At 72.2% G+C, this 21,747-nt stretch carries 21 protein-coding genes; 14 read left to right on the top strand and 7 right to left on the bottom strand.

Annotated elements, in window-relative coordinates:
- The first annotated feature begins 61 nt into the window (after window positions 1–61).
- Window positions 62–1,078, top strand: coding sequence for an NlpC/P60 family protein (locus tag FBY22_RS31865; RefSeq protein ID WP_142151438.1), 1,017 nt, complete (start codon window positions 62–64; stop codon window positions 1,076–1,078).
- A 32-nt stretch (window positions 1,079–1,110) separates the two neighbouring features.
- Window positions 1,111–2,301: a hypothetical protein gene (locus FBY22_RS31860; protein WP_142151437.1), complete on the top strand. Its 1,191-nt coding sequence runs from the start codon at window positions 1,111–1,113 to the stop codon at window positions 2,299–2,301.
- A 12-nt stretch (window positions 2,302–2,313) separates the two neighbouring features.
- Here FBY22_RS31860 and FBY22_RS31855 read toward each other — a convergent pair whose 3' ends face one another.
- On the bottom strand, window positions 2,314–2,844 hold the full coding sequence (locus tag FBY22_RS31855) for a PadR family transcriptional regulator (protein WP_142151436.1): 531 nt from the start codon (window positions 2,842–2,844) through the stop codon (window positions 2,314–2,316).
- A 96-nt stretch (window positions 2,845–2,940) separates the two neighbouring features.
- On the opposite strand from FBY22_RS31855, the gene FBY22_RS31850 reads away from it, so the two are divergent.
- Window positions 2,941–4,320, top strand: a complete 1,380-nt coding sequence (locus FBY22_RS31850) for an MATE family efflux transporter (protein WP_142151435.1) — start codon at window positions 2,941–2,943, stop codon at window positions 4,318–4,320.
- Window positions 4,321–4,389: 69 nt separating this feature from the next.
- Here FBY22_RS31850 and FBY22_RS31845 read toward each other — a convergent pair whose 3' ends face one another.
- Window positions 4,390–5,586, bottom strand: a complete 1,197-nt coding sequence (locus FBY22_RS31845; protein ID WP_260845217.1) for a glycosyltransferase family 87 protein — start codon at window positions 5,584–5,586, stop codon at window positions 4,390–4,392.
- A 184-nt stretch (window positions 5,587–5,770) separates the two neighbouring features.
- Here FBY22_RS31845 and FBY22_RS31840 point away from each other — a divergent pair, with 184 nt between their 5' ends.
- Together FBY22_RS31840 and FBY22_RS31835 are read left to right on the top strand one after the other, a co-directional pair.
- Window positions 5,771–6,913: a glycosyltransferase family 4 protein gene (locus FBY22_RS31840; RefSeq protein WP_142151433.1), complete on the top strand. Its 1,143-nt coding sequence runs from the start codon at window positions 5,771–5,773 to the stop codon at window positions 6,911–6,913.
- 91 nt (window positions 6,914–7,004) lie between these two features.
- A complete protein-coding gene (locus FBY22_RS31835; RefSeq protein ID WP_142151432.1) occupies window positions 7,005–8,588 on the top strand; it encodes a GMC oxidoreductase in 1,584 nt (527 codons plus the stop codon).
- Window positions 8,589–8,601: 13 nt separating this feature from the next.
- Here FBY22_RS31835 and FBY22_RS31830 read toward each other — a convergent pair whose 3' ends face one another.
- On the bottom strand, window positions 8,602–10,398 hold the full coding sequence (locus tag FBY22_RS31830) for a long-chain fatty acid--CoA ligase (protein ID WP_142151431.1): 1,797 nt from the start codon (window positions 10,396–10,398) through the stop codon (window positions 8,602–8,604).
- Between the two features lie 297 nt (window positions 10,399–10,695).
- On the opposite strand from FBY22_RS31830, the gene FBY22_RS31825 reads away from it, so the two are divergent.
- From FBY22_RS31825 to FBY22_RS31800, 6 genes are all read left to right on the top strand, one after another.
- Window positions 10,696–11,514, top strand: a complete 819-nt coding sequence (locus FBY22_RS31825; RefSeq protein ID WP_142151430.1) for a metallophosphoesterase — start codon at window positions 10,696–10,698, stop codon at window positions 11,512–11,514.
- Window positions 11,515–11,607: 93 nt separating this feature from the next.
- Window positions 11,608–12,051 carry an SRPBCC family protein gene (locus FBY22_RS31820; RefSeq protein ID WP_142151429.1) on the top strand — a complete coding sequence of 148 codons (444 nt, stop codon included), beginning with the start codon at window positions 11,608–11,610 and terminating at the stop codon, window positions 12,049–12,051.
- Window positions 12,052–12,095: 44 nt separating this feature from the next.
- A complete protein-coding gene (locus FBY22_RS31815; protein ID WP_142151428.1) occupies window positions 12,096–13,265 on the top strand; it encodes an ArsA family ATPase in 1,170 nt (389 codons plus the stop codon).
- A 57-nt stretch (window positions 13,266–13,322) separates the two neighbouring features.
- Complete coding sequence (locus FBY22_RS31810; RefSeq protein WP_142151427.1) at window positions 13,323–13,820, top strand: DUF5304 domain-containing protein; 498 nt, start codon at window positions 13,323–13,325, stop codon at window positions 13,818–13,820.
- Window positions 13,821–13,927: 107 nt separating this feature from the next.
- Window positions 13,928–14,881, top strand: coding sequence for an ROK family glucokinase (locus FBY22_RS31805; RefSeq protein ID WP_058925802.1), 954 nt, complete (start codon window positions 13,928–13,930; stop codon window positions 14,879–14,881).
- 74 nt (window positions 14,882–14,955) lie between these two features.
- The gene (locus tag FBY22_RS31800; RefSeq protein WP_142151426.1) at window positions 14,956–15,711 is read left to right on the top strand and encodes an endonuclease/exonuclease/phosphatase family protein; all 756 of its coding nucleotides are present in this window, start codon (window positions 14,956–14,958) and stop codon (window positions 15,709–15,711) included.
- Here the strand turns inward: FBY22_RS31800 and FBY22_RS31795 are convergent, their stop codons facing one another.
- The 4 genes from FBY22_RS31795 to FBY22_RS31780 all read right to left on the bottom strand — a co-directional run bounded on the left by FBY22_RS31795 (window position 15,712) and on the right by FBY22_RS31780 (window position 18,870).
- Window positions 15,712–16,737, bottom strand: a complete 1,026-nt coding sequence (locus FBY22_RS31795; protein WP_142151425.1) for a CU044_5270 family protein — start codon at window positions 16,735–16,737, stop codon at window positions 15,712–15,714. It lies immediately after the preceding gene.
- Entirely contained in the window at window positions 16,730–17,353 is a 624-nt protein-coding gene (locus tag FBY22_RS31790) for an RNA polymerase sigma factor (protein WP_142151424.1), read from the bottom strand. The genes FBY22_RS31795 and FBY22_RS31790 overlap by 8 nt, the downstream gene beginning before the upstream one ends.
- 178 nt (window positions 17,354–17,531) lie before the next feature.
- Window positions 17,532–18,098 (bottom strand): hypothetical protein, encoded by a 567-nt coding sequence (locus tag FBY22_RS31785; RefSeq protein ID WP_142151423.1) that lies wholly within the window; start codon window positions 18,096–18,098, stop codon window positions 17,532–17,534.
- Complete coding sequence (locus FBY22_RS31780) at window positions 18,091–18,870, bottom strand: carboxylesterase (RefSeq protein WP_142152579.1); 780 nt, start codon at window positions 18,868–18,870, stop codon at window positions 18,091–18,093. The genes FBY22_RS31785 and FBY22_RS31780 overlap by 8 nt, the downstream gene beginning before the upstream one ends.
- 174 nt (window positions 18,871–19,044) lie before the next feature.
- Here FBY22_RS31780 and FBY22_RS31775 point away from each other — a divergent pair, with 174 nt between their 5' ends.
- Genes FBY22_RS31775 through FBY22_RS31765 form a run of 3 tightly spaced genes read left to right on the top strand, consistent with a single transcriptional unit; the run spans window position 19,045 to window position 21,703 of the window.
- The gene (locus FBY22_RS31775) at window positions 19,045–19,785 is read left to right on the top strand and encodes a 1-acyl-sn-glycerol-3-phosphate acyltransferase (protein ID WP_260845216.1); all 741 of its coding nucleotides are present in this window, start codon (window positions 19,045–19,047) and stop codon (window positions 19,783–19,785) included.
- A gap of 29 nt (window positions 19,786–19,814) precedes the next feature.
- Window positions 19,815–21,029, top strand: a complete 1,215-nt coding sequence (gene macS, locus FBY22_RS31770) for a MacS family sensor histidine kinase (protein WP_142151421.1) — start codon at window positions 19,815–19,817, stop codon at window positions 21,027–21,029.
- On the top strand, window positions 21,026–21,703 hold the full coding sequence (locus FBY22_RS31765; RefSeq protein WP_142151420.1) for a response regulator transcription factor: 678 nt from the start codon (window positions 21,026–21,028) through the stop codon (window positions 21,701–21,703). Before macS ends, FBY22_RS31765 begins: the two co-directional genes overlap by 4 nt.
- The last annotated feature ends 44 nt before the right edge of the window (window positions 21,704–21,747 follow it).

Here is a 21,747-nt window from a genome sequence, read left to right as displayed (position 1 = left end):
CGCGTTTCCCCGCCACGGCGGAGAGACAGTTCCTGTCGCCAACGGAAGGAGCGCGGGTCGCGTGGGGTCCCATCGCCGCCTTGCACCGTCGTCCGGGTTCAACCGGGGCGCCGGCGCCGCCCTGTCTGTGCTGTCCGCAGCGGCCGCCGCCCTCGGGGCCGTGCCGGCGAACGCCGCGCCGCACGGCGACACCAAGGCCGAGGTGGACCGTCTCTACGAGGAGGCCGAGAAGGCCACCCAGGCCTACGACAAGGCCGACGAGACCGTCGACAGCCTGCGCCGCGAGGTGCGCGACGCCCAGGACCAGATCGCCCGCCGCCAGCTGCGCGTCAACTCCATGCGGGACACGCTCGGTTCGCTGGCCGGAGCTCAGTACCGCTCCGGCGGCATCGACCCCACCGTCGCCCTGCTCTTCTCCGACGACCCGGCCGACTACCTCGACAAGGCCTCCGTCCTCGACCGGGTCGGCGCCCGCCAGGCCGGCCGGTTCAAGGACCTGCAGTCCGCGATGCGCGAACTCGCCCAGGAGCGCGCGGAGGCCGCCGGCAAGCTCGCCGAACTGGAGCGCGGCCGCAAGGCGGTCATCTCGCACAAGAGGACGGTCGAGCACAAGCTCGCCAGGGCCCGCGAACTGCTCAACTCCCTGCCGTACGCGGAGCGCGCCGCCTACGACCGGGCCTCCCGCTCCGGCCGTGACGACATCCCCGACCTCAGCGGTGTCGTCCCGCCCGACGGCCGGGCGGCCGCCGCCATCGCCGCGGCCCGCTCCGCACTGGGCAAGCCCTACGTCTGGGGCGCCACCGGCCCCTCAGCGTTCGACTGCTCGGGCTTGATGCAGTGGTCGTACGCGCACGCCGGGGTCCATCTGCCGCGCACCTCGCAGGAGCAGCGGTACGCCGGACACCAGGTCCCGCTCTCCCAGGCACAGCCCGGTGACCTGGTCGTCTACCGGTCCGACGCCAGCCATGTGGCGATGTACGTGGGCAACGGCCAGGTGATCCACGCGCCCTACCCGGGCGCCCCCGTGCGCTACGACCCCGTCAACATGATGCCGGTGTCGTCCGTCACCAGGGTCTGACCTCGGCGCCGAATCCGCCTTACGATCGGGAAGTGGCTGGTCGTGGGCGGGTGTCGAGGTGGCGGGCGGTGGCGCTCGTGCTGCTGCTCGTGTGGCTGGCGGCCTGCGCGGGGCGGTCGGCCGGCGACAGCGGCCGGGCCGACCTGCAGCGCGTCCTCGACCGGCGCTCCACCGCCGTCCTGGACCGCGACCGCGCGGCCTTCCTCAGGACCGGCGCGCTCGGCTGGTTCGAGAACCTGCGCGGGGTGCCGCTGGCCTCCTGGTCGTACCGGGTGACCGGCCTGCACCGCAGTGGCGACGACGCCACCGCCGACGCCGAGTTGCGCTACCGGATCCTCGGCTACGACAACGCCCCCGTCACCGTGGGCCGCACCCTCACCCTGTCCCGGCGGCCGGGCGGGCAGTGGTCCGTGAGAGCGGACGTGCCCGCCGCGAAGGCCCCCCAGCAGCTGTGGGACCAGGGCGCGGTGACCGTCGTACGGGGAAAGCGCAGCCTCGTCCTGGGCACCGGCCGGTCCAGCGAGCAACTGCACATGTACGCGGACCTCGCGGACCACGCCGTACCGGCGGTGTCGGGGGCGTGGGGCACCGACTGGACCCGGCACGTCGTCGTCGAGGCGCCGAAGTCGCTGCAGGGCATGGCGGGGCTGCTCGGCTCGCCCGCCTCCCAGTACCGGGGGATCGCGGCGGTCACCACGGGCGAGGTGGGCGGTCCGCCGAGCGCGCCCGCGGACCGCGTCATCGTCAACCCGGACGCGTACGCCCTCCTCGGCCCGCTCGGCAAGCAGGTCGTGCTCACCCACGAGACCACCCATGTGGCCACCCGCGCCCACACCACCCCCGCCACGCCGCTGTGGCTGTCCGAGGGGTACGCCGACTGGATCGGCTACCTCGGCACCGGCCGCACCCCGGCCCAGGCGGCGCCCGAGCTGGCGCACGCGGTCGACGACGGGCGGCTGCCGTCGGCGCTGCCGGCCGACAAGGACTTCGGCTTCAGCGGCGACGCGACGAAGCTCGCCCAGGCCTACGAGGGCGGCTGGCTGGCCTGCCGGCTGATCGCCGCCCGGTGGGGCGAGGCGCGGCTCGGGCAGTTCTACCGGGCGGTCGGTGACCACAAGGTGCGGGAGGGGTCGGTCGAGGGCGCGATGAAGAAGGTGCTCGGGACGACTCCGGAGAAGTTCACCGAGCAGTGGCGGGACTATCTGCGGGTCGAACTCGGCTGAGCCGGGGCCGCCTCAACCGCCCTGCTCCAGGCGGCCGATGGCCTCCCGCAGCCAGGCCCGCTCCGCCTCGCCGGTGGCCCGCGCCACCCGCAGCATGCCCTCTCGGAAGAGGTCGCCCGACTCCTCCGCGCGCACCGGTCTGTCGCCGTCGTAGAAGAAGCTGGACGGTGTCTCGAGGAACTCCAGCCGGCGGCGCAGGACGGCCGCCTGCTCGTGCCGGTCGGGCAGGTGGCGCAGGAACGCCAGGACCGTGTTGAAACGGACGTGGTCGGTGATCTCCGCCTGCTTGGGGTGGCGCAGGCGTTCCAGCAGATCCTCACGGCCCTTCCCGGTGAGGGAGAGCATGCGACGCGGGGCCGCGCTCGCGCCCGGCTCGGTGTGCTGGTCGAGCTTGCCGGCGGCGACCAGGCGGGTGAGGGCGGGATAGAGGGCGCCGTCGCTGACCGGGCGGACGTGGCCGCTGAGCGCCTTGATGCGCTCCTTCAACTCGTAGCCGTGCAGCGGCTGTTCGGCCAGGAAGCCGAGGATCGACAGCTCCAGCAACGTCTTGTCCCTCCTTGCGGGCGTGATGACGCCATGGTACCTCTTATCGAGCTACCTCTAATCGAGGTAGCTCGCATCGAGGGGGTCGTCCGTCTCATGAACGCTCATCGCCGGCAGCTCGTCACGCTCGCCCGCCCGGTCTACTGCTCGCTCCTCGCCACGGTCGCCGCCGGGATCATCAACACGGTCTGGGTCTCCCGGCTCGGCGGCGCGGCCGTGGCCGCCGTGGCCGTCGCGACCAACACCGAGAACGTGCTGCTCGGTGTCTCGATGGTGTTCGCCTCCGGTACGACCGTGCTGGTCGCCCACGCCAGGGGAGCCCGGGACCCGGGGGCGGTGCGGGCCGCCGTGCGCGGCGGCTGGGCGCTGTGCGCGGTGGTGACGCCGGCGGTCGTGGCGGCCGGGCTGCTGCTGCGCGAGCCGCTGGCCCGGCTGGTGCTGGGCGGGGGCGACGGCGCGGCCGTCCCGCTCGCCGTGGCCTACTTCGCGATCTCCCTGCCGGGCATCGCCGTCTTCTTCGCACAGAACCTCCTCGACGGCATCCTCAAGGGCGCCGGGGACACCAGGACCCCGATGCGGCTCGCGCTGCTCGCCAACGGGCTGATCCTGGTCTGCGACCCGTTCCTGATCCACCTGTACGGGGTGCGGGGCGCCGCCGCCTCGACGGTGCTGTGCCGGTGCGTGGCGCTGGGGGCGGGGCTGGTCGTGCTGCGGCGCAACCCCCTGCTGCACGAGTCCGTGACGGCCCGGACCGCCGAGGGCACCGGCAGGGCGCTGCGCCGGACGCTCACCACCGGGCTGCCGATGTCCGCCGACTTCACCGTCCGGCAGGGCGGGGCGCTGGTGCTGGTCGCCATCGTCGCCCGGCTCGGGGTGACGGCGGTGGCCGCCTACGCGATCGCGTACAAGATCATGTACGTCGCCACCATGGCGTTCTACTCCGTGCGGCAGGCGGCGTCGATCCACACCGCCCACACGCGGGGAGCGGGCCGGGACGAACGGCGGGCCATCGGCCGGGAGGCCGTGCTGCTGTCCGGGGCGGTCGCGGTGGCGGCCGTCGCGCTGCTGGGCGTCGCCGGGCCCTGGGTCATGGCCGCCTTCGGCGCCGGACCCGAGGTCGCGCACGCCGGGGTGCTGTTCCTGCGCTGCGTCGGGCCGTACCTGCTGCTGATGGCCTGCTTCATCGCGCTGGGCGGGGTCTTCGAGGGCAGCGGGGGAGCACCGCTGCTCCTGCGCGTGACGCTGCTGGGCACGGCACTGCAACTCCCGCTCGCCTACGCCCTGTCGGGCCTCGGCCTGCCCGGGGTGTGCCTGGCCCTGGCCCTCGCGATGGCGGTGCAGTGCGCGGTGGCCGGGACCCTGTTCGCACGGGCCGCACGGCGTCTCGACGGGGGATCCGGGCGACTGCGAGTGCCCTCTTTCGGCCGGGTCGAAGCGGGGGAGCCGACGGCACCCTCGCGTGGCGCCGCCGCGTGACGGAGGCGGCTGTGACCGCGGCGCGAGAGCGTGCCGGGGCCGTGCGCCGATCCGTCGGCCGGGCGCGCGTCAGGCGGGGGTCGACGGTTCCTTCGCGTGGGTCGCCTGAATCGGCAGGGCGGGTACGGGCTCGCGGGAGACCGTGGAGCGCCACAGCTCCCGCGCGCCCAGCACGGCGGCCACGACCAGCAGGCCGTTGCGCAGCAGCAGCAGGGTGATGCCCCGGGTGTCGCTCGCGACGACGTGCTGGAACCACAGCGGGAACTCCAGCACCGTCACGAAGCACGCGGCGAGCGCGAGACAGGCGGGCGCCCGCATCCGGCTGCCGCGGAAGCACAGGCAGACGGCGGCCGTGCCGACCACCCACACCATGTACTGGGGGCTGATCACCCGGCTGGTGACGGTGAACATCAGCACCGCTACGAAGGCCGCGTCGGCGAGGGTGTTCGGCAGGAAGCGGGTGGCCATCAGCCGCCACAGCACCAGCCAGCCGAACGCGACGCCGGTGAGGAACAGCGCGCCCGTGCTGACGGCGGTGACCCACGGGCCGAGGAACTCGATGGAGCCGTAGTTGAGCAGCACTTGCCCGTCCCAGGCACCGAAGTGGCGGGCGACGTGGATGACCAGCGAGCCGAGCGACTCGACCTCGGTGCCCCGGTTCTTCTGGAAGGTCAGGAACTCGAACGCGCCCGGCATGAACATCGCGAACAGCCCCGCCACCACGGCGACGGTCCCCGCGGCCCAGCCCCAGGTGCTGCGCCTGCGGACGCCGAGCAGCAGCACCGCCGGCCACACCTTCAGCATCGCCCCGACGCCCACCAGCACGCCCGCCGCCCGCGGATGCCGGGCCGCGGCGAGCAGCCCGGCCACGGCCACCGCGGTCACCATCACGTCGTAGCGGGCGTACACGGTCGGCCCGAGGAGCGGCACGCCCACCACCCACACCCAGGCCCCGCGCAGCGTCCTGCCGGTACGCACGCCCGCGTACGTCAGCAGGGACAGGACCACCAGGTCGGCGAGACAGGCCAGGACGAAGAAGGCCTGCGCGTACTGCAGGAACGGCAGCAGCGCCGGGGAGAGGACGGCCAGGGCGGCGGCGGGCGGGTACTGCCAGGTGACGTCGCCCAGCGGGAACGTTCCGGTGCGCAGGACGTCGTACCAGCCCTGGTAGATCACCGAGACATCGCTCGTGACGTCGGGGCCCGGGAAGACCCACACCTTGAACACCCACAGCAGCAGCACCAGCCTGGTCAGACCCCAGGTCATCAGCAGGCCCGTGAAAGACCGCCTCGCACCCGCACCGTCCACCTGAGCCCCTGCCTGTCCGCAACCGTCTTGAGGGGAACATGATGTCCTGCCCGGCTGTGTGCTTGCCATAAACGTGGCCGGACCCGGCCGTGCGGACGGCCCGGACCGGCCGGCGCCGTGGCGTTTGGATAGGGTCGTCGGCGTGCGCAAGACCCTGATCGTGACGAACGACTTCCCACCCCGCCCCGGCGGCATCCAGGCGTTCCTGCACAACATGGCGCTGCGGCTCGACCCCGAGCGGCTCGTCGTCCACGCCTCCACCTGGAAGCGCGGCAGGGAGGGCGTCGAGGCGACAGCCGCCTTCGACGCCGAGCAGCCCTTCACGGTCGTACGCGACCGTACGACGATGCTGCTGCCGACGCCGGCGGCGACGCGTACGGCGGTCGGGCTGCTGCGGGAGCACGGCTGTACGTCGGTGTGGTTCGGGGCGGCGGCGCCGCTCGGGCTGATGGCGCCGGCGCTCAGGAAGGCCGGTGCCGAGCGGCTGGTGGCCACCACCCACGGGCACGAGGCGGGATGGGCCCAGCTTCCCGCCGCGCGGCAGCTGCTGCGCCGGATCGGCGAGGCGACGGACACCGTCACCTACCTCGGCGAGTACACGCGCTCGCGGATCGCCTCCGCCCTGACGCCCGCGGCGGCCGGGCGGATGGTCCAGCTGCCGCCGGGCGTCGACGAGAAGGTGTTCCACCCCGCCTCGGGCGGCGACGCCGTGCGGGCGCGGCTGGGGCTGACCGACCGGCCGGTGGTCGTGTGCGTGTCCCGGCTGGTGCCGCGCAAGGGCCAGGACACCCTCATTCTCGCGATGCCGCGCATCCTGGCCGCCGAGCCGGACGCGGTCCTGCTGATCGTCGGCGGCGGGCCCTACGAGAAGGACCTGCGCAAGCTGGCCGAGGAGACCGGCGTCGCCGGCTCCGTACGGTTCACGGGCGCCGTGCCCTGGTCCGAGCTGCCCGCGCACTACGGTGCGGGCGACGTGTTCGCCATGCCGTGCCGGACGCGACGCGGCGGCCTCGACGTCGAGGGTCTCGGCATCGTCTACCTGGAGGCGTCGGCGACCGGGCTGCCGGTGGTCGCCGGCGACTCGGGCGGCGCCCCCGACGCCGTGCTGGACGGCGAGACCGGCTGGGTGGTGCGCGGCGGCTCCGCGGAGGAGGCGGCCGAGCGGATCGTCGTCCTGCTCGGGGACGCGGAACTCAGGCGCCGGATGGGAGAGCGGGGGCGCGAGTGGGTGGAGGAGAAGTGGCGCTGGGACCTGCTGGCGGAAAAGTTGAAGACGCTGCTATAGAGGCCTAGCCGGAACCGCATAATCCGCCCATGCTGCGCGCATGACAGTAAAACTGATGCAGCGTCAGCTGACGAGACGTCACATACTGGGCATGGCAGCCCTGCAGGCCGCCGCCGCGGCCGGACTCACCCGCATCGGCCTGCAGTCCGCGCAGGCCGCCGAGGAGGCGGCGGCCGTCGACAACGCGCCCGCCATCGTGATCGGTTCGGGCTACGGCGGCGCCGTGGCCGCCCTCCGCCTCGCCCAGGCCGGCATCCGCACCCTGGTGCTGGAGATGGGCCGCCTGTGGAACACCCCCGGCTCCGACGGCAAGGTGTTCTGCTCCACCGCCAACCCGGACCAGCGCTCCATGTGGTTCCGCAGCCGCACCGAGGCCCCGCTGGCCACCTTCCTGTGGCTGGACGTCGTCAACAAGAACATCAGCCCCTACCCCGGCGCCCTGGACCGCGTGCACTACGACAACATGTCCGTCTACGTCGGCCGGGGGGTCGGCGGCGGCTCCCTGGTCAACGGCTCGATGGCCGTGACGCCCATGAAGTCGTACTTCGCGGAGCAGTTCCCCACCGTCGACGCGGACGAGATGTACCGCACGTACTACCCGCGCGCCAACTCCATGCTCGGCGTCAACACCGTCGACCCCGCGTGGTTCGAGTCGACGGAGTGGTACCGGTTCACGCGCGTGTCCCGCAAGCACGCCCAGAACACCGGTCTGCGGACCACCTTCGTGCCCAGCGTCTACGACTTCGCCTACATGCAGCGCGAGGCGGCCGGCACGGCCACCAAGTCCGCGCTCGGACAGGAGGTCATCTACGGCAACAACTACGGCAAGCGCAGCCTGGACAAGACGTATCTCGCCGCCGCGCTCGGCACCGGGAACGTCACCATCAACACCCTGGAGAAGGTGCGCTCCATCAGCCGGGCGAGCGACGGCGGCTGGGTGCTGACCGCCGACCGCATCGACCTGACCGGCGCGGTCGTGGAGACCAAGCAGTACGGCTGCACGTACCTCTTCCTCGGCGGCGGCAGCCTCGGCACCACCGAACTCCTCGTCCGGGCCCGGGACACCGGGGCGCTGCCCGCGCTGAACTCGAGCGTCGGCGCCGGCTGGGGACCCAACGGCAACACCATGGTGGGCCGCGCCAACCACCTCTGGGACACCACCGGCGCCAACCAGTCGACCATGCCCGTCATGGGCATCGACGACTGGGCCAACGCCGACAATCCCGTCTTCGCCGAGATCGCCCCGCTGCCCACGGGCATGGAGACCTGGGTCAGCCTCTACCTGGCGATCACCAAGAACCCGGAGCGGGCGAGCTTCACCTACGACTCCGCGAGCGGCGGGGTGAAGCTGGGCTGGACGGCGGCACAGAGCGCCGTCTCGGTCGCCATGGCCAAGAAGCTGTTCGACCGGATCAACGCGGCCAACGCGACCATCTACCGCTACGACCTGTTCGGCTCGACCAGCAAGGTCTTCGCCGACGACTTCTGCTACCACCCGCTCGGCGGCTGCGTGCTCGGCAGGGCCACCGACGACTACGGGCGGGTGAAGGGATATTCGAAACTGTACGTCACCGACGGCTCGCTCGTGCCGGGCAACATCGGCGTGAACCCGTTCGTCACCATCACCGCGCTGGCCGAGCGCACGATGGCACGGGTCCTCGCCGAGGACACCTGAACCGGCCGGCGCTCTACTTCGCGTAGATCGCCTCGATCTCGCCCGCGTAGTCCTTCGCCACCACGTTCCGCTTCAGCTTCAGCGAGGGCGTCAGGTGGCCCGACTCCTCCGTGAACTGGGAGGACAGAATGCGGAACTTCCGCACCGATTCCGCCTTCGACACCGCGGCGTTGCCGTCGTCGACAGCGTCCTGGATCGCCGCGAGCAGATCCGGGTCCTCGCGCAGCGACGCCGCGGTCACCCCCTCGGGCTTGCCGTGCTCGGCGGCCCAACGGCCCAGGAACTCCTCGTCGATGGTGACCAGCGCGCCCACGAACGGCCGCCCGTCGCCCACCACCATGCACTCCGCGACCAGCGCGTGCGCCCGGATGCGGTCCTCGATCACGGCCGGGGCGACGTTCTTGCCGCCCGCGGTCACGATGATCTCCTTCTTGCGGCCGGTGATCCTCAGGTAGCCGTCCTCGTCGAGGGTGCCGATGTCACCGGTGTGGAACCAGCCGTCGGTCAGCGCCTCGGCCGTGGCGGCCTCGTTGTTCCAGTACCCCTTGAACAGGTGCTCGCCGTGCAGCAGCACCTCGCCGTCGTCCGCGATCCGGATCACCGAGCCCGGCAGCGGCTGCCCGACGGTGCCGATCTTCGTACGGTCCCAGGGGTTGAAGGCGGTCGCCGCACAGGACTCGGTCAGGCCGTAGCCCTCCAGGACCGTGAAGCCGATGCCGCGGAAGAAGTGGCCCAGCCGCTCGCCCAGCGGGGCGCCGCCGGAGATCGCGTACTCGCCACGACCGCCCAGCACCGCCCGCAGCTTGCTGTAGACCAGCTTGTCGAACGTCTTGTGCTTGATCTTCAGACCGAGCGACGGACCCGACGGGGTGTCCAGCGCCTTGCTGTACGCGATCGCGGTGTCCGCGGCCTTGTCGAAGATCTTGCCCTTGCCGTCCGCCTGCGCCTTGGCGCGCGCCGAGTTGTAGACCTTCTCGAAGACGCGCGGGACGCCGAGGATCAACGTCGGCCGGAAGGAGGCCAGTTCGTCGGTGAGGTTCTTGATGTCCGGGACGCAGCCGAGCTTGATCGGCGCCATCATCGGGGCGATCTGGACCAGGCGGCCGAAGACGTGCGCGAGGGGCAGGAACAGCAGCACCGAGCACTCGCCGGTGCGGAACAGCGGCCGCAGGCGCTCGACGATGTTGCCGCACTCGGCGAAGAAACTGCGGTGGGTCAGCACACAGCCCTTGGGGCGGCCGGTGGTGCCCGAGGTGTAGACGATCGTCGCCGGGTCGTCGGCTCTCGCCAGCGAGCTGCGGTCCTCGACCATCGCGTCCGTGACGCCCTTGCCGAGGTCGCCCAGCTCCTCGACCGCGCCGGCCTCGATCTGCCAGACGTGCTTGAGGGCGGGCAGCCGGTCGTGTACCGACTCGACCGCGGCCGCGTGGCTGTCCAGCTCGACGACGACCGCGGTGGCGCCCGAGTCCGACAGGATCCACTGCACCTGCTCCGGTGAGCTGGTCTCGTACACCGGCACGGTGATGGCGCCCGCGCTCCAGATGGCGAAGTCGAGCAGCGTCCACTCGTAGCGCGTGCGCGACATCAGGCCCACCCGGTCGCCGGGCTGGACGCCCGAGGCGATGAGGCCCTTCGCGGCCGCGCGCACCTCGGCCTGGAAGGCCGTGGCCGTCACGTCCTGCCAGACACCGTCCACCTTGCGGGCGATGACGGCGACATCGGGATGCTGCGCGGCGTTTCTACGGACGATGTCGGTGAGATTGCCGTCCGCAGGGACCTCGTACAAAGCCGGAAGGCTGAACTCGCGCAAGACTGCTGCTCCTCATAGGGCGCCGGCGCCACGACGTTGTGTGATGCGACGGTCGGTCCAAGGCTCGGGCAGGTGCTCAGACGATCAATGGTTGAAAACCTGGGCACGACTGTGGACTGCCCGGACGTTACCCGCCGGTATGGCTTCTTCGACAGGGGGGTCCGACGAGATGTTCGCTGCGTCACACGGTTTGGTGTTCCTTCGCGTACGGTAGTCCACCCGCTAACTGACTGGCCAGTAACCGCAGGGCGGCCCGCCACTGTTCACGTACACCGCACACGCCTACCCTTGATCGTCATGGCATCCACACCGGCCGGCAGGCGCACGACACGCGTCCACGTGGTGAGCGACGTGCACGGCAACGCCCGCGACCTGGCCCGGGCCGGCGAGGGCGCGGACGCCCTGATCTGCCTCGGTGACCTGGTCCTCTTCCTGGACTACGCCGACCACTCGCGCGGCATCTTCCCCGACCTGTTCGGCACGGAGAACGCCGACCGCATCGTCGAACTGCGCACCGCCCGCCGCTTCGAGGAGGCGCGCGAGTTCGGTGCCCGGCTCTGGGCGGGCATCGACACGGACCGGCGCACCGCGATCGAGAAGGCGGTGCGCAAGCAGTACGCCGAGATGTTCGCGGCCCTTCCGGTGCCGACGTACGCCACGTACGGCAATGTCGATATGCCGGCCCTCTGGCCGGAGTACGCCCGGCCGGGAACGACCGTGCTCGACGGCGAACGCGTCGAGATCGGCGGCTGGACGTTCGGCTTCGTCGGCGGCGGCCTGCGCACCGCGATGCGCACGCCGTACGAGATCGACGACGAGGAGTACGCGGCGAAGATCGAGGCCGTCGGCGAGGTGGACGTGCTGTGCACGCACATCCCGCCGGAGGTGCCCGAACTCGTCTACGACACGGTGGCCCGGCGCTTCGAGCGGGGGAGCGTGGCCCTGCTGGAGGCGATCAGGAGGACCCGGCCCCGCTACGCCCTGTTCGGCCACGTTCACCAGCCACTGGTGCGGCGCATGCGGATCGGCGTCACCGAGTGCGTGAACGTAGGGCACTTCGCGGGGACCGGCAGGCCCTGGGCGCTGGAATGGCCGGTGAACGCGGGCAGGGGGTGAACTCGGGCGCTCACGTGCGCGGTAGCCTTCACGCTGCACACACGTGCGCACGAAAGACCTCTTTACCGGCCCGCATCTGGAGGAGCCACGGCGATGGCGGAACACACCAGCTCGAGCATCACGATCGAGGCGGCACCGGCCGACGTCATGGGGGTGATCGCCGACTTCGCGCGCTACCCCGACTGGACCGGCGAGGTGAAGGAGGCGGAGGTGCTGCAGACCGACGCCCAGGGGCGTGCCGAGCAGGTCCGTCTCGTGATGGACGCGGGCGCCATCAAGGACGACCAGGTGCTCGCCTACACGTGGACCGGGCAGAACGAGGTCTCCTGGACGCTGGTGAAGTCCCAGATGCTGCGCTCGCTCGACGGCTCGTACATCCTCAGGCCGGCGGGCGCCGGCGCGACCGAGGTCACCTACCGGCTGACGGTCGACGTGAAGATCCCCATGCTGGGCATGATCAAGCGCAAGGCCGAGAAGGTCATCATCGACCGGGCGCTGGCCGGTCTGAAGAAGCGCGTCGAGGCCGGGGAGAAGTAGGCGCGGCGGTTCGCCCGGGGCGCGCGCAGGTACCGTTCACCATCATGCGCACCATCCTGATCACCGGCCCTGGCGGCAGCGGTCGCAGCACCATCGCGGCCGCCACCGCCCTGGCCGCCGCCCGCGAGGGCACCCGCACCCTGGTGCTCAGTGCCGACCGCACCGACGCCCTGGGCACGGCCCTCGGCGCGACCACCGGCCCGGCCCCCACGACCGTCGCCCCGAACCTCACCGCCTGGCGTCCCGACGCCACCGCCGGGTTCCGGGACGACCTCACCGGTTTCCAGGAACGCGCGGCCAACGTCCTGGACCTGCTCGGCGCCTCCCGGCTGGACGCCGAGGAGGTCACGCCCCTGCCCGGGGCCGAGGAGCTGACCCTGCTGCGGGCGCTGCGCGACGCGGCGCTCGCCGAGGCGCACGACCTGCTGGTCGTCGACCTCCCCGCCACCGCGCAGGCCCTCGCCCTGCTCTCCCTGCCGGAGGAACTGCGCCGCTATCTGCGCCGGCTGCTGCCGCCCGAGCGGCAGGCGGCCCGCGCCCTGCGGCCCATGCTCGGCAGGCTGGCCGGTGTCCCCATGCCCTCGGAGTGGCTGTACGAGACCGCCGCCCGGTGGGACATGGAGCTGGGCGCCGTCGAGGCCGTGCTCGCCGACCGCGGCACCGTCGTACGGCTGGTCGCCGAGCCCGGACCGGCCGGTGCCGACGCCGTACGCAGCGCCACCCTCGCCCTCGCCCTGCGCGGCCTGCGGGCCGACGCCCTGGTCGCCAACCGGGTGCTGCCCGAGTCCGCGGCGGACGGCTGGCTGGCCGGGCCCCTCGCCCAGCAGCGCAAGGCCCTGGAGGAGTGGCGGGAGTCGTACGACGTACGGCCGGTCCACCACCTCGGCCGCGATCCGCGCGGCACCGACGACCTTGCCGCGCTGCCCGTGCCCGGCGTCAACGACACGACCTCCACCGTCGAGTGGCCGGTCGTGGACCGGCTCGCCGCCGACGGAGTGCTCGTCTGGCACATCCCGCTGCCCGGCGCGATACGCGGTGACCTGGACCTGATCCGGCGCGGCGACGAACTCGTCGTCACCGCGGCCACCTTCCGCCGCATCGTGCCCCTGCCCTCCGCCCTGCGCCGCTGCACTGTCGACGGGGCCGCGCTGCGCGAGGGCGAGCTGCGGATCCGTTTCGCGCCGGACCCGGCTCTGTGGCCCGGGAGGAAGTGAACGACATACGCCCGTTCGGGTAACGTCGTAGGGACGAACCGTAGTCAGGAGTCCGTCATGAGCGAAGAGCTCCCCCCGTCGGATGCCGGTGAGAAGGATGCCGTCGACGAGGTGCGGGCGACCGACGCCGACGCCTGGGCGACGGCGTGCGCCGAGGACCTCGCCGCGGAGAAGGCCCGCCGCCGGGCCGAGCACGGCCGGCCGCCGGTGTCGGCCGCCGAGGAACTGCGCAAGCTCGTCGACGTGGTGTCGGAGAAGCTGTCGTCGATCCAGTCGCCGCTGCTCGGCGCGGTCGCGGGGCCGGCCGCCCAGGAAGTGGTGAAGCAGGTCGTCCAGCAGGCCAAGGCCGCCGTCGAACCCGTCATGGAGCGCAACCCCGACGTCTTCGACCACCTGGCCGCCGCCGGCGGCGAACTCCTCGCCGCCTACCGCTCCGCGGTCCAGGCCCAGGAACGGCGCTGGACCAGCCGCCCGACCGACCTGCACAAGGACCTGGACGACAACCGCGGGGGCGACGAGGGCACCGGCCCCGGCCAGCGCATCGACCTGGACTGACGCCCCGGGCGTCCCACGGCCTGTCCGCCCGGCGGACGGCTGGAACCCCGGCACCGGGGCCTCGGGTACGGTTGGCCGTAGCGGGGCTCGACCGAACTGAGGGATTCATGGGACTCACCATCGGCGTCGACATCGGCGGTACCAAGATCGCGGCCGGCGTGGTCGACGAGGAAGGCAACATCCTCTCCACGCACAAGGTGCCGACCCCGGGCACGCCCGAGGCGATCGTGGACGCCATCGCCTCCGCCGTGGAGGGCGCGCGCGCCGGGCACGAGATCGTCGGTGTCGGCATCGGGGCGGCCGGTTACGTCAATCGGCAGCGCTCCACCGTCTACTTCGCACCGAACATCGACTGGCGCCAGGAGCCGCTGAAGGAGAAGGTCGAGGCCCGCGTCGGCCTGCCCGTCGTGGTCGAGAACGACGCCAACGCGGCCGCCTGGGGCGAGTACAGGTTCGGCGCCGGCAAGGGCCACCGCAACGTCATCTGCATCACCCTCGGCACCGGCCTGGGCGGCGGCATCATCATCGGCAACAAGCTGCGCCGCGGACACTTCGGCGTGGCCGCCGAGTTCGGCCACATCCGGATGGTCCCGGACGGCCTGCTGTGCGGCTGCGGCTCGCAGGGCTGCTGGGAGCAGTACGCCTCCGGTCGCGCCCTCGTCCGGTACGCCAAGCAGCGCGCCAACGCCACCCCCGAACGCGCCGACACCCTCCTCGCCCTCGGCGACGGCACCCCCGACGGCATCGAGGGCAAGCACATCTCCATCGCCGCCCGCCAGGGCGACCCGGTCGCCGTCGACTCCTACCGCGAGCTGGCCCGCTGGGTCGGCGCCGGCCTCGCCGACCTCGCCTCCCTGTTCGACCCCTCCGCGTTCATCGTCGGCGGCGGCCTCTCCGACGAGGGCGAACTGGTCCTCGACCCGATCCGCAAGTCCTACAAGCGCTGGCTGGTGGGCGGCAACTGGCGCCCGGTGGCCGACGTCATCGCGGCCCGGCTCGGCAACGAGGCGGGCCTGGTGGGTGCGGCGGACCTGGCCCGGGAACCCGACCCGATCATGTAGCCGACCGGACCACGTATGTGATGAGCCCGCCGCGCCCCGCCTCGGGACGGCGGGCATCGTCGTATGTTGATCTCATGGAGACGAGCGAGCAGCTGCCCAACTCCCACACCGAGCCGGACGGTTCGGCCGTCATCAGGGTCCTGAGCTACAACATCCGCTCGATGCGCGACGACACCGACGCCCTCGCCCGGGTGATCGGCGCCTGCGCCCCCGACCTGGTCCTCGTCCAGGAGGCCCCGCGGTTCTTCCGCTGGCGCAAGAAGCTGGCCCGCCTCGCGGCCGCCTCCGGGCAGGTCGTCCTCACCGGGGGTGCCACGGCCGCGGGACCGGCGATCCTGTGCCATCTGCGCGCCACTGTCGAGCGCACCGAGGACGTGCTCCTGCCCCTCACCCCGGGCCAGCACCGCCGGGGCTTCGCCACCGCCGTCGTCCGGTTCGGCGCGGCCCGCGTCGGCGTACTGAGCTGCCACCTCTCCCTGCAGCAGGACGAGCGCCACGAGCAGGCCGGCATGCTCCTGGACCGGCTCGCGGGCCTGGGCGTCGACCACGCGATCGCCGGGGGCGACGTGAACGACCGGCCCACCGGACGCGCCTTCACCCGCCTCACCGAGGGCCTGCAGGACTGCTGGGCCACCGCCCCCTGGGGCGGCGAGTTCACCTTCGCGCCCGCCGCGCCCTTCCAGCGCATCGACGCGATCTTCGCGACCAAGGGCGTCGAGGTCCTCGGCTGCGGCGTCCCCCTGGGCGTCCCCGGCGTGACGGAGACGGACCTGAGGGCGGCCACGGACCACCTCCCGGTCCTGGCCGCCCTCAGGGTCCCCGCCGCCTAGTCACGGCCGCTGCTTCGCCCTGTCCACGACGGCCCAGCTGTCCAGGTACGACAGCTGGGTGTACGTCTTCATGGCCGGCCCGTCACCCGACGTACGGGTGTCGCGGAAGCCGAGGAAGCGATAGGTGTCCGGGTCGAAGATGAAGTAGCCGCCGAAGCCGGCGGCGCCCTTCGGCCGTGTCGGGTCGTCGTAGGTGATGGCCACGCCGACGCGGCCCTTGGCGTCCTTCTGGTGCGGGACGGCCTTCACCCCGGGCACCATGCCGAGCGCCTCATAGGCCGCCGGCCGCAGCCCTTCCGGCATCACCGGGACGAGCTTGAGCAGCCCGGCGAGACTGAAGTGGATCTCCGACCACTCCTGGTCGCCGATGTCATCCAGGGACTTGACGCGTCCGCCGAAGAACCTGTTCTCGATCGCGAGGATCAGCTTCTCCGGGTCCGTCGGCAGCTTGCGCAGCGTGCCCCAGTCCTGCGGCGGCCAGACGCTCTCGTCCGCCTTCAGCGGCGGCGACCACCAGCCCTTGCCGATCTCCATGATCCAGGACCGCTGGGAGCCGTCCACCGAGCGCCAGTTCTCGTCGACGTAGCTCTTCGTGGCGCCGGTCTTCTGGTTCGTCTCCTTGATGATCTCCTTGGTGTAGATGAACTGGTCGTCGCGCGGGGTGACCGTCCGCTCGTGCTCGCGCTCGTACGCGGCGGCCTTGTTGAGCACCAGCTGCGCGCTCACGTTCCGCATGGGCGGCGCGTCGGTGGCGGGCGCGCTGGTGGCCGGCGGGTTGGCCGTGCGGTGCGCGCCGGTGCCGTCGTCGTGGCGCACCGCCACCAGGACACCGGCGGCCACCGCGATGGCGAGCGCGCCGGTCAGGGCGATGCGCAGGACGGGCCGGCGGCGCGGCCGGACGGCCGGAGCGGGGTCGCTCATCGCGGCGGCCAGGCGCGAGCGCACCCGGCGCCGGGTCTCCTCGTCGAGCGGGGGAGTCCCCGCGTCGAAGTCGCGCAGTTCGCGCAGTTCGTCGGTGTCACGCATGGGCGTCTGCCTCTCGGAAAGCCGTGGGATCGGTTCCGCCCAGTGCTTCGCGCAATCTGCTGCGAGCCCGGTGCAGCCGGGATCTGATCGTGCCGACCGGGACGCCGAGGGCCTCGGCGGCCTCCTCGTAGTCGAGGCCGGCCCAGGCCACCAGCAGTACGACGTCGCGGTGCCGGGCGGACAGCCCGGCCAGCGCGGCCGCCAGTTCCCGGCGCACCCCCGTGGCACCGGCCCTGGCGACCGCGCGATCCGCGACCGGCTCCTCGTGCTCCACCGGCTCCGGCAGCCGGGCGAGCGCCTTGTAGCGGCGTGCCTCGGCCCGGCGGTGCCGGCCCACGAGGTTGGTCGCGATGCCGAACAGCCACGGGCGGGCGTCGGCACGCGTGAGGTCGTACGTATGGCGTCGCTGGAAGGCGGTCACGAAGGTGTCCGCCATCAGATCCTCCGCCGCCTCGGGACCGAGCCGCCGCGCCGCGTAACGGTGTACGGCGTGGGCGTGCCGGTCGTAGAGCGCGGCGAACTGCTCGGGCTCGTCCCGGGACCGCGCGATCACGCGGGCGTCGCTGTCCTCGCGATCCTTCTCGCGGGTGCCGGTGCCCGGTGGTCCGACGGCCATCGGGGCTCCTTTCGTTCGTCCGAACGTCTCGAAGGCTTGGGCTCGTTCAGGGTGTTCACCCCTCCTTCGCCGATCGGCGCGGTCGAGTTCCCTTTCGGCGCCCGTGGCTCGTCCGGACGTGAAAGGGCCCGTCCGGAGCATCTCCGGACGGGCCCTGTCGCCTCCTGTGCGGACCGCGTCAGACGACGGCTCCCCGCCCCGGGTCGCCGTCGTCCTCCTCGTCCGTGCGCATCCTCATCACCAGCGTGGCGAAACCACCGAGGAAGCCGCCGACGCCGAGCGTGGCCAGCCACCACGTCATGTCCCAGCCGAGGACCACCGCCAGCAGGAGCAGCACCGGCCCGCCGACCACACCGAGCCAGGCGAACTTGGCGGTCGCGTCGGCCGTCGGCAGCGGCGGCGGCTCCGGCGGCTCGAAGTGGCCCTCGTCGTCCTCGTCGAAGTCGTCCTCGGACGGCTCGGGCGCCGAGTGGTCCCGCGGGCCGACGCCGGGCGCGAAGGACACCGAGCCGCCGAGCGGCTTCACGGGCTTCTCCGGCTTCGGAGCCGCCGCGGCCCCGGAGTCGTTCGGCTCGGGCTCCAGCAGCGCCAGGTCCTCCACCGACTTGAACGGCTTCGTGCCCGGCGGGTCCTTCGGCTCCTCGCCGTACCCCGCGACGATCGCCGCCCAGGCCGCTTCCTCGTCGAAGGGGACGCCCTGCTCCTCCGGCTCGCGGTCCTCGCGGTCCGAGTCGTGCTCAGCCACCTGCGGCCGTCCCTTCCTTGCCGACACCGGTTGCGAGCCGGCCGATGAACGCGAGGCTCTCCTCGAAGATCCGGTCCGCGTCATGGTCCAACGTCGCGACGTGGTAGCTCTGTTCCAGCAGGATCTCGCGCACGTCCCGGGAGGAGACCCGGCCGAGGATGCGCGCGGAGTCGGCCGGCGGCACCACGTGGTCCTGCGGGCTGTGCAGGAGCAGCAGCGGCTGGGTGACCTGCGGCAGCTCGGAGTCGACCAGCCGGAAGAAGTTGCGCAGGGAGTGGGCCGCGTGCAGGGGCACCTTGTCGTAACCCAGCTCGGTGCTGCCCTCCTTGGCGATGTCGCTGGCGATCCCCTTCGTCGTCCGCACGAGGTGCCGGGCCACCGGAAGGGCGTACGCGGACAGGCCGTGCACCTTGTTCGCCGGGTTGACGACCACGACGCCGCTGACGGCGTCCCCGTGCTTCGCGGCCAGCCGCAGCGCCAGCGCGCCGCCCATGGACAGGCCGGCCACGAAGACCTGCTCGCAGCGCTCGACGAGGGCGCGCAGCTCGCGGTCCACCTCCGCGTACCAGTCCTGCCAGCCGGTGAGCTGCATGTCCTCCCAGCGGGTGCCGTGGCCCGGCAGCAGAGGCAGCGAGACCGTCAGGCCGCGCTCGGCCAGATACTCCGCCCAGGGGCGCAGCGACTGGGGTGAACCGGTGAAGCCGTGGCAGAGGAGGACACCGACCTCGCCGCCTTCGTGGCGGAACGGCTCGGCTCCAGGAAGGACCGGCACCATCGGTCTCCTGTTCATGAGAGGGACGGTTCAGGGAAGTGGCGTGAAGTCCAGGTTGTGCTTCACCGTACGCGACCGCACTGACACCGACCAGGGCCGTCGGCGCCTTTGACGGCGGGCCGGGTTAAGGTCTGATCGACGGAAACTGGAGGCACACGGGTGTTGTACGGCGCGATGAAGGTCGCTATCGGGGGACCGCTCAAGGTCACCTTCAGGCCCTGGGTGGAAGGCCTGGAGAACATCCCCGCCGAGGGGGCCGCGATCCTGGCGAGCAACCACCTGTCCTTCTCGGACTCGTTCTTCCTGCCGGCGGTGCTCGACCGCAAGGTCACCTTCATCGCCAAGGCCGAGTACTTCACCACGCCCGGTGTGAAGGGCCGCCTGACGGCCGCCTTCTTCAAGGGCGTCGGCCAGCTGCCGGTGGACCGCTCCGGCGCGCGCGGCGCGGGCGAGGCGGCGATCCGCAGCGGCCTGGAGGTCCTGGAGCGCGGTGAGCTGTTCGGGATCTACCCCGAGGGCACGCGCTCGCCCGACGGCCGGCTCTACCGCGGCAAGCCCGGCGGCCTCGCGCGCGTGGCGCTCGCCTCCGGCGCCCCGGTCATCCCGGTCGCCATGATCGACACGGAGAAGATCCAGCCGCCGGGCAAGGTCATGCCCAAGCTCATGCGGCCCGGCATCCGCATCGGCAAGGCCCTGGACTTCAGCCGCTACCAGGGCATGGAGCACGACCGGTTCGTGCTGCGCGCGGTGACCGACGAGGTCATGTACGAGATCATGAAGCTCTCCGGCCAGGAGTACGTCGACATGTACGCGACGGCCGCCAAGCGGCAGATCGCGGAGGCGGCGAAGGCCGAGAAGGAACAGGCCAAGGAGCAGCCCAAGGAATCGGCCGACGAGGAGAAGCCCGGGGCCTAGGCTTTCGGTCGTTACAGGGGGGTGGGGACGTGACCAAGCGTGTGCGCGTCATGCGCATGTCGGTCGAGCAGCCGCTGTGGCGTGCGCTCACCGCGTACCGGGTGCTGACGATGCTGTACGCGGTCGGCCTGTTCGCCACCGCCTACGACGAGTACGACCACGCGGGCGTCGCCGTCGGCTACTACGCCGTGCTGTTCGTCTGGACGCTCGCGACCCTGCCCCGCGTGCAGAACGCGGCCGCCTGCACCAAGCGTTTCCTCGCCGTCGACCTCGCCATCGCCCTCACCGGCATCCTGCTGACCCCGATCGCCGTCAACGACCACCACATCCACAACGGCGGCCCCACCCTGCCGTCGATATGGACCGCCGGGTCGGTCCTCGCCTACGCCATCAAGGGCGGCTGGCGCTGGGCGGCCTTCGCCTCCACGCCGGTCGCCGTCGCCAACCTCGTCGAGCGCGGCGCCCCGGCCCGCGACACCGTCCACAACGTGATCCTCGTCTGGGTCGCCTCCATCGCCATCGGCTACGTCGTCGAGGTCGCCCGCGCCTCCGAGCGCACCCTCGCCCGCGCCCTGGAGATCGAGGCCGCCACGCGCGAGCGGGAGCGGCTCGCCCGGGACATCCACGACGGCGTCCTTCAGGTGCTGGCCATGGTGCAGCGCCGCGGCGCGGTCCTCGGCGGCGAGGCGGCCGAGCTCGGCCGGATGGCCGGCGAGCAGGAGGTCGCCCTGCGCACCCTGGTCTCCGGCGGCCTGCTGCCGGTGTCGCGGGTCTCGGAGGACGCGGCCGAGGGCGCGGTCGTACGGGCCGTCGACGAGCCGTCGTACGACGAGGAGGGCCCGGTCGACCTGCGGGCGCTGCTCGCCCCGCACGCCGCCGCGAAGGTCGCCCTCGTCGAACCCGGCGCTCCGGTGCTGCTGCCGGCGCCCGCCGCGAAGGAGCTGGCCGCGGCCGTCGGTGCCGCCCTGGACAACGTCGGCAGGCACGCCGGCGAGGACGCGCGCGCGTGGATCCTCGTGGAGGACGAACCCGACGAGGTCGTGGTGACCGTACGGGACGACGGGCCCGGCATCCCCGAAGGGCGGCTCGCCCAGGCCGAGGGGGAGGGGCGGCTCGGGGTCGCCCTGTCGATCCGGGGCCGGCTGCGCGACCTCGGCGGCAGCGCCGAGCTGATCTCGACTCCGGGGCAGGGCACGGAGGTCGAGCTGAAGGTACCCAAGAACGCGAAGGCAGGGCACAGATGAGTGAGCAGCAGGGCCCGATCAGGGTCATGGTGGTCGACGACCACCCCATGTGGCGCGACGCCGTCGCCCGCGACCTGACCGAGTCCGGCTTCGACGTGGTCGCCACCGCGGGCGACGGCGAGCAGGCCGTGCGCCGCGCCAGGGCCGCCGGCCCCGACGTCCTCGTCCTGGACCTCAACCTGCCGCTCAAGCCCGGCGTCCAGGTCTGCAAGGAACTCGTCGGCCACAACCCCGCCCTGCGTGTCCTGGTCCTGTCCGCGAGCGGTGAGCACGCCGACGTGCTGGAGGCCGTGAAGTCGGGCGCGACCGGCTATCTGCTGAAGTCGGCGTCCACGGAGGAACTGCTGGACGCGGTCCGGCGTACGGCCGTCGGCGACCCGGTCTTCACACCGGGCCTGGCCGGACTCGTCCTCGGCGAGTACCGCCGCCTCGCCTCCGAGCCCGGCCCGGCCCCGGGCACCGACGAGCCGGGGGCCCCGCAGCTCACCGACCGCGAGACCGAGGTGCTGCGCCTGGTCGCCAAGGGCCTGAGCTACAAGCAGGTCGCCGAGCGCCTGGTGATCTCCCACCGCACGGTCCAGAACCACGTGCAGAACACCCTCGGCAAGCTGCAACTGCACAACCGGGTGGAACTCGTCCGGTACGCCATAGAACGCGGACTTGACGACGAGTAAACCAACCGCCCGGTGATTCACCGGAATTGCCGCTCCGACCCATC

The organism is Streptomyces sp. SLBN-31, assembly GCF_006715395.1.
Taxonomy (GTDB): domain Bacteria; phylum Actinomycetota; class Actinomycetes; order Streptomycetales; family Streptomycetaceae; genus Streptomyces.
Note: the sequence above shows the minus strand (reverse complement) of the source record. Positions and strands in the feature narration are given on the sequence as shown.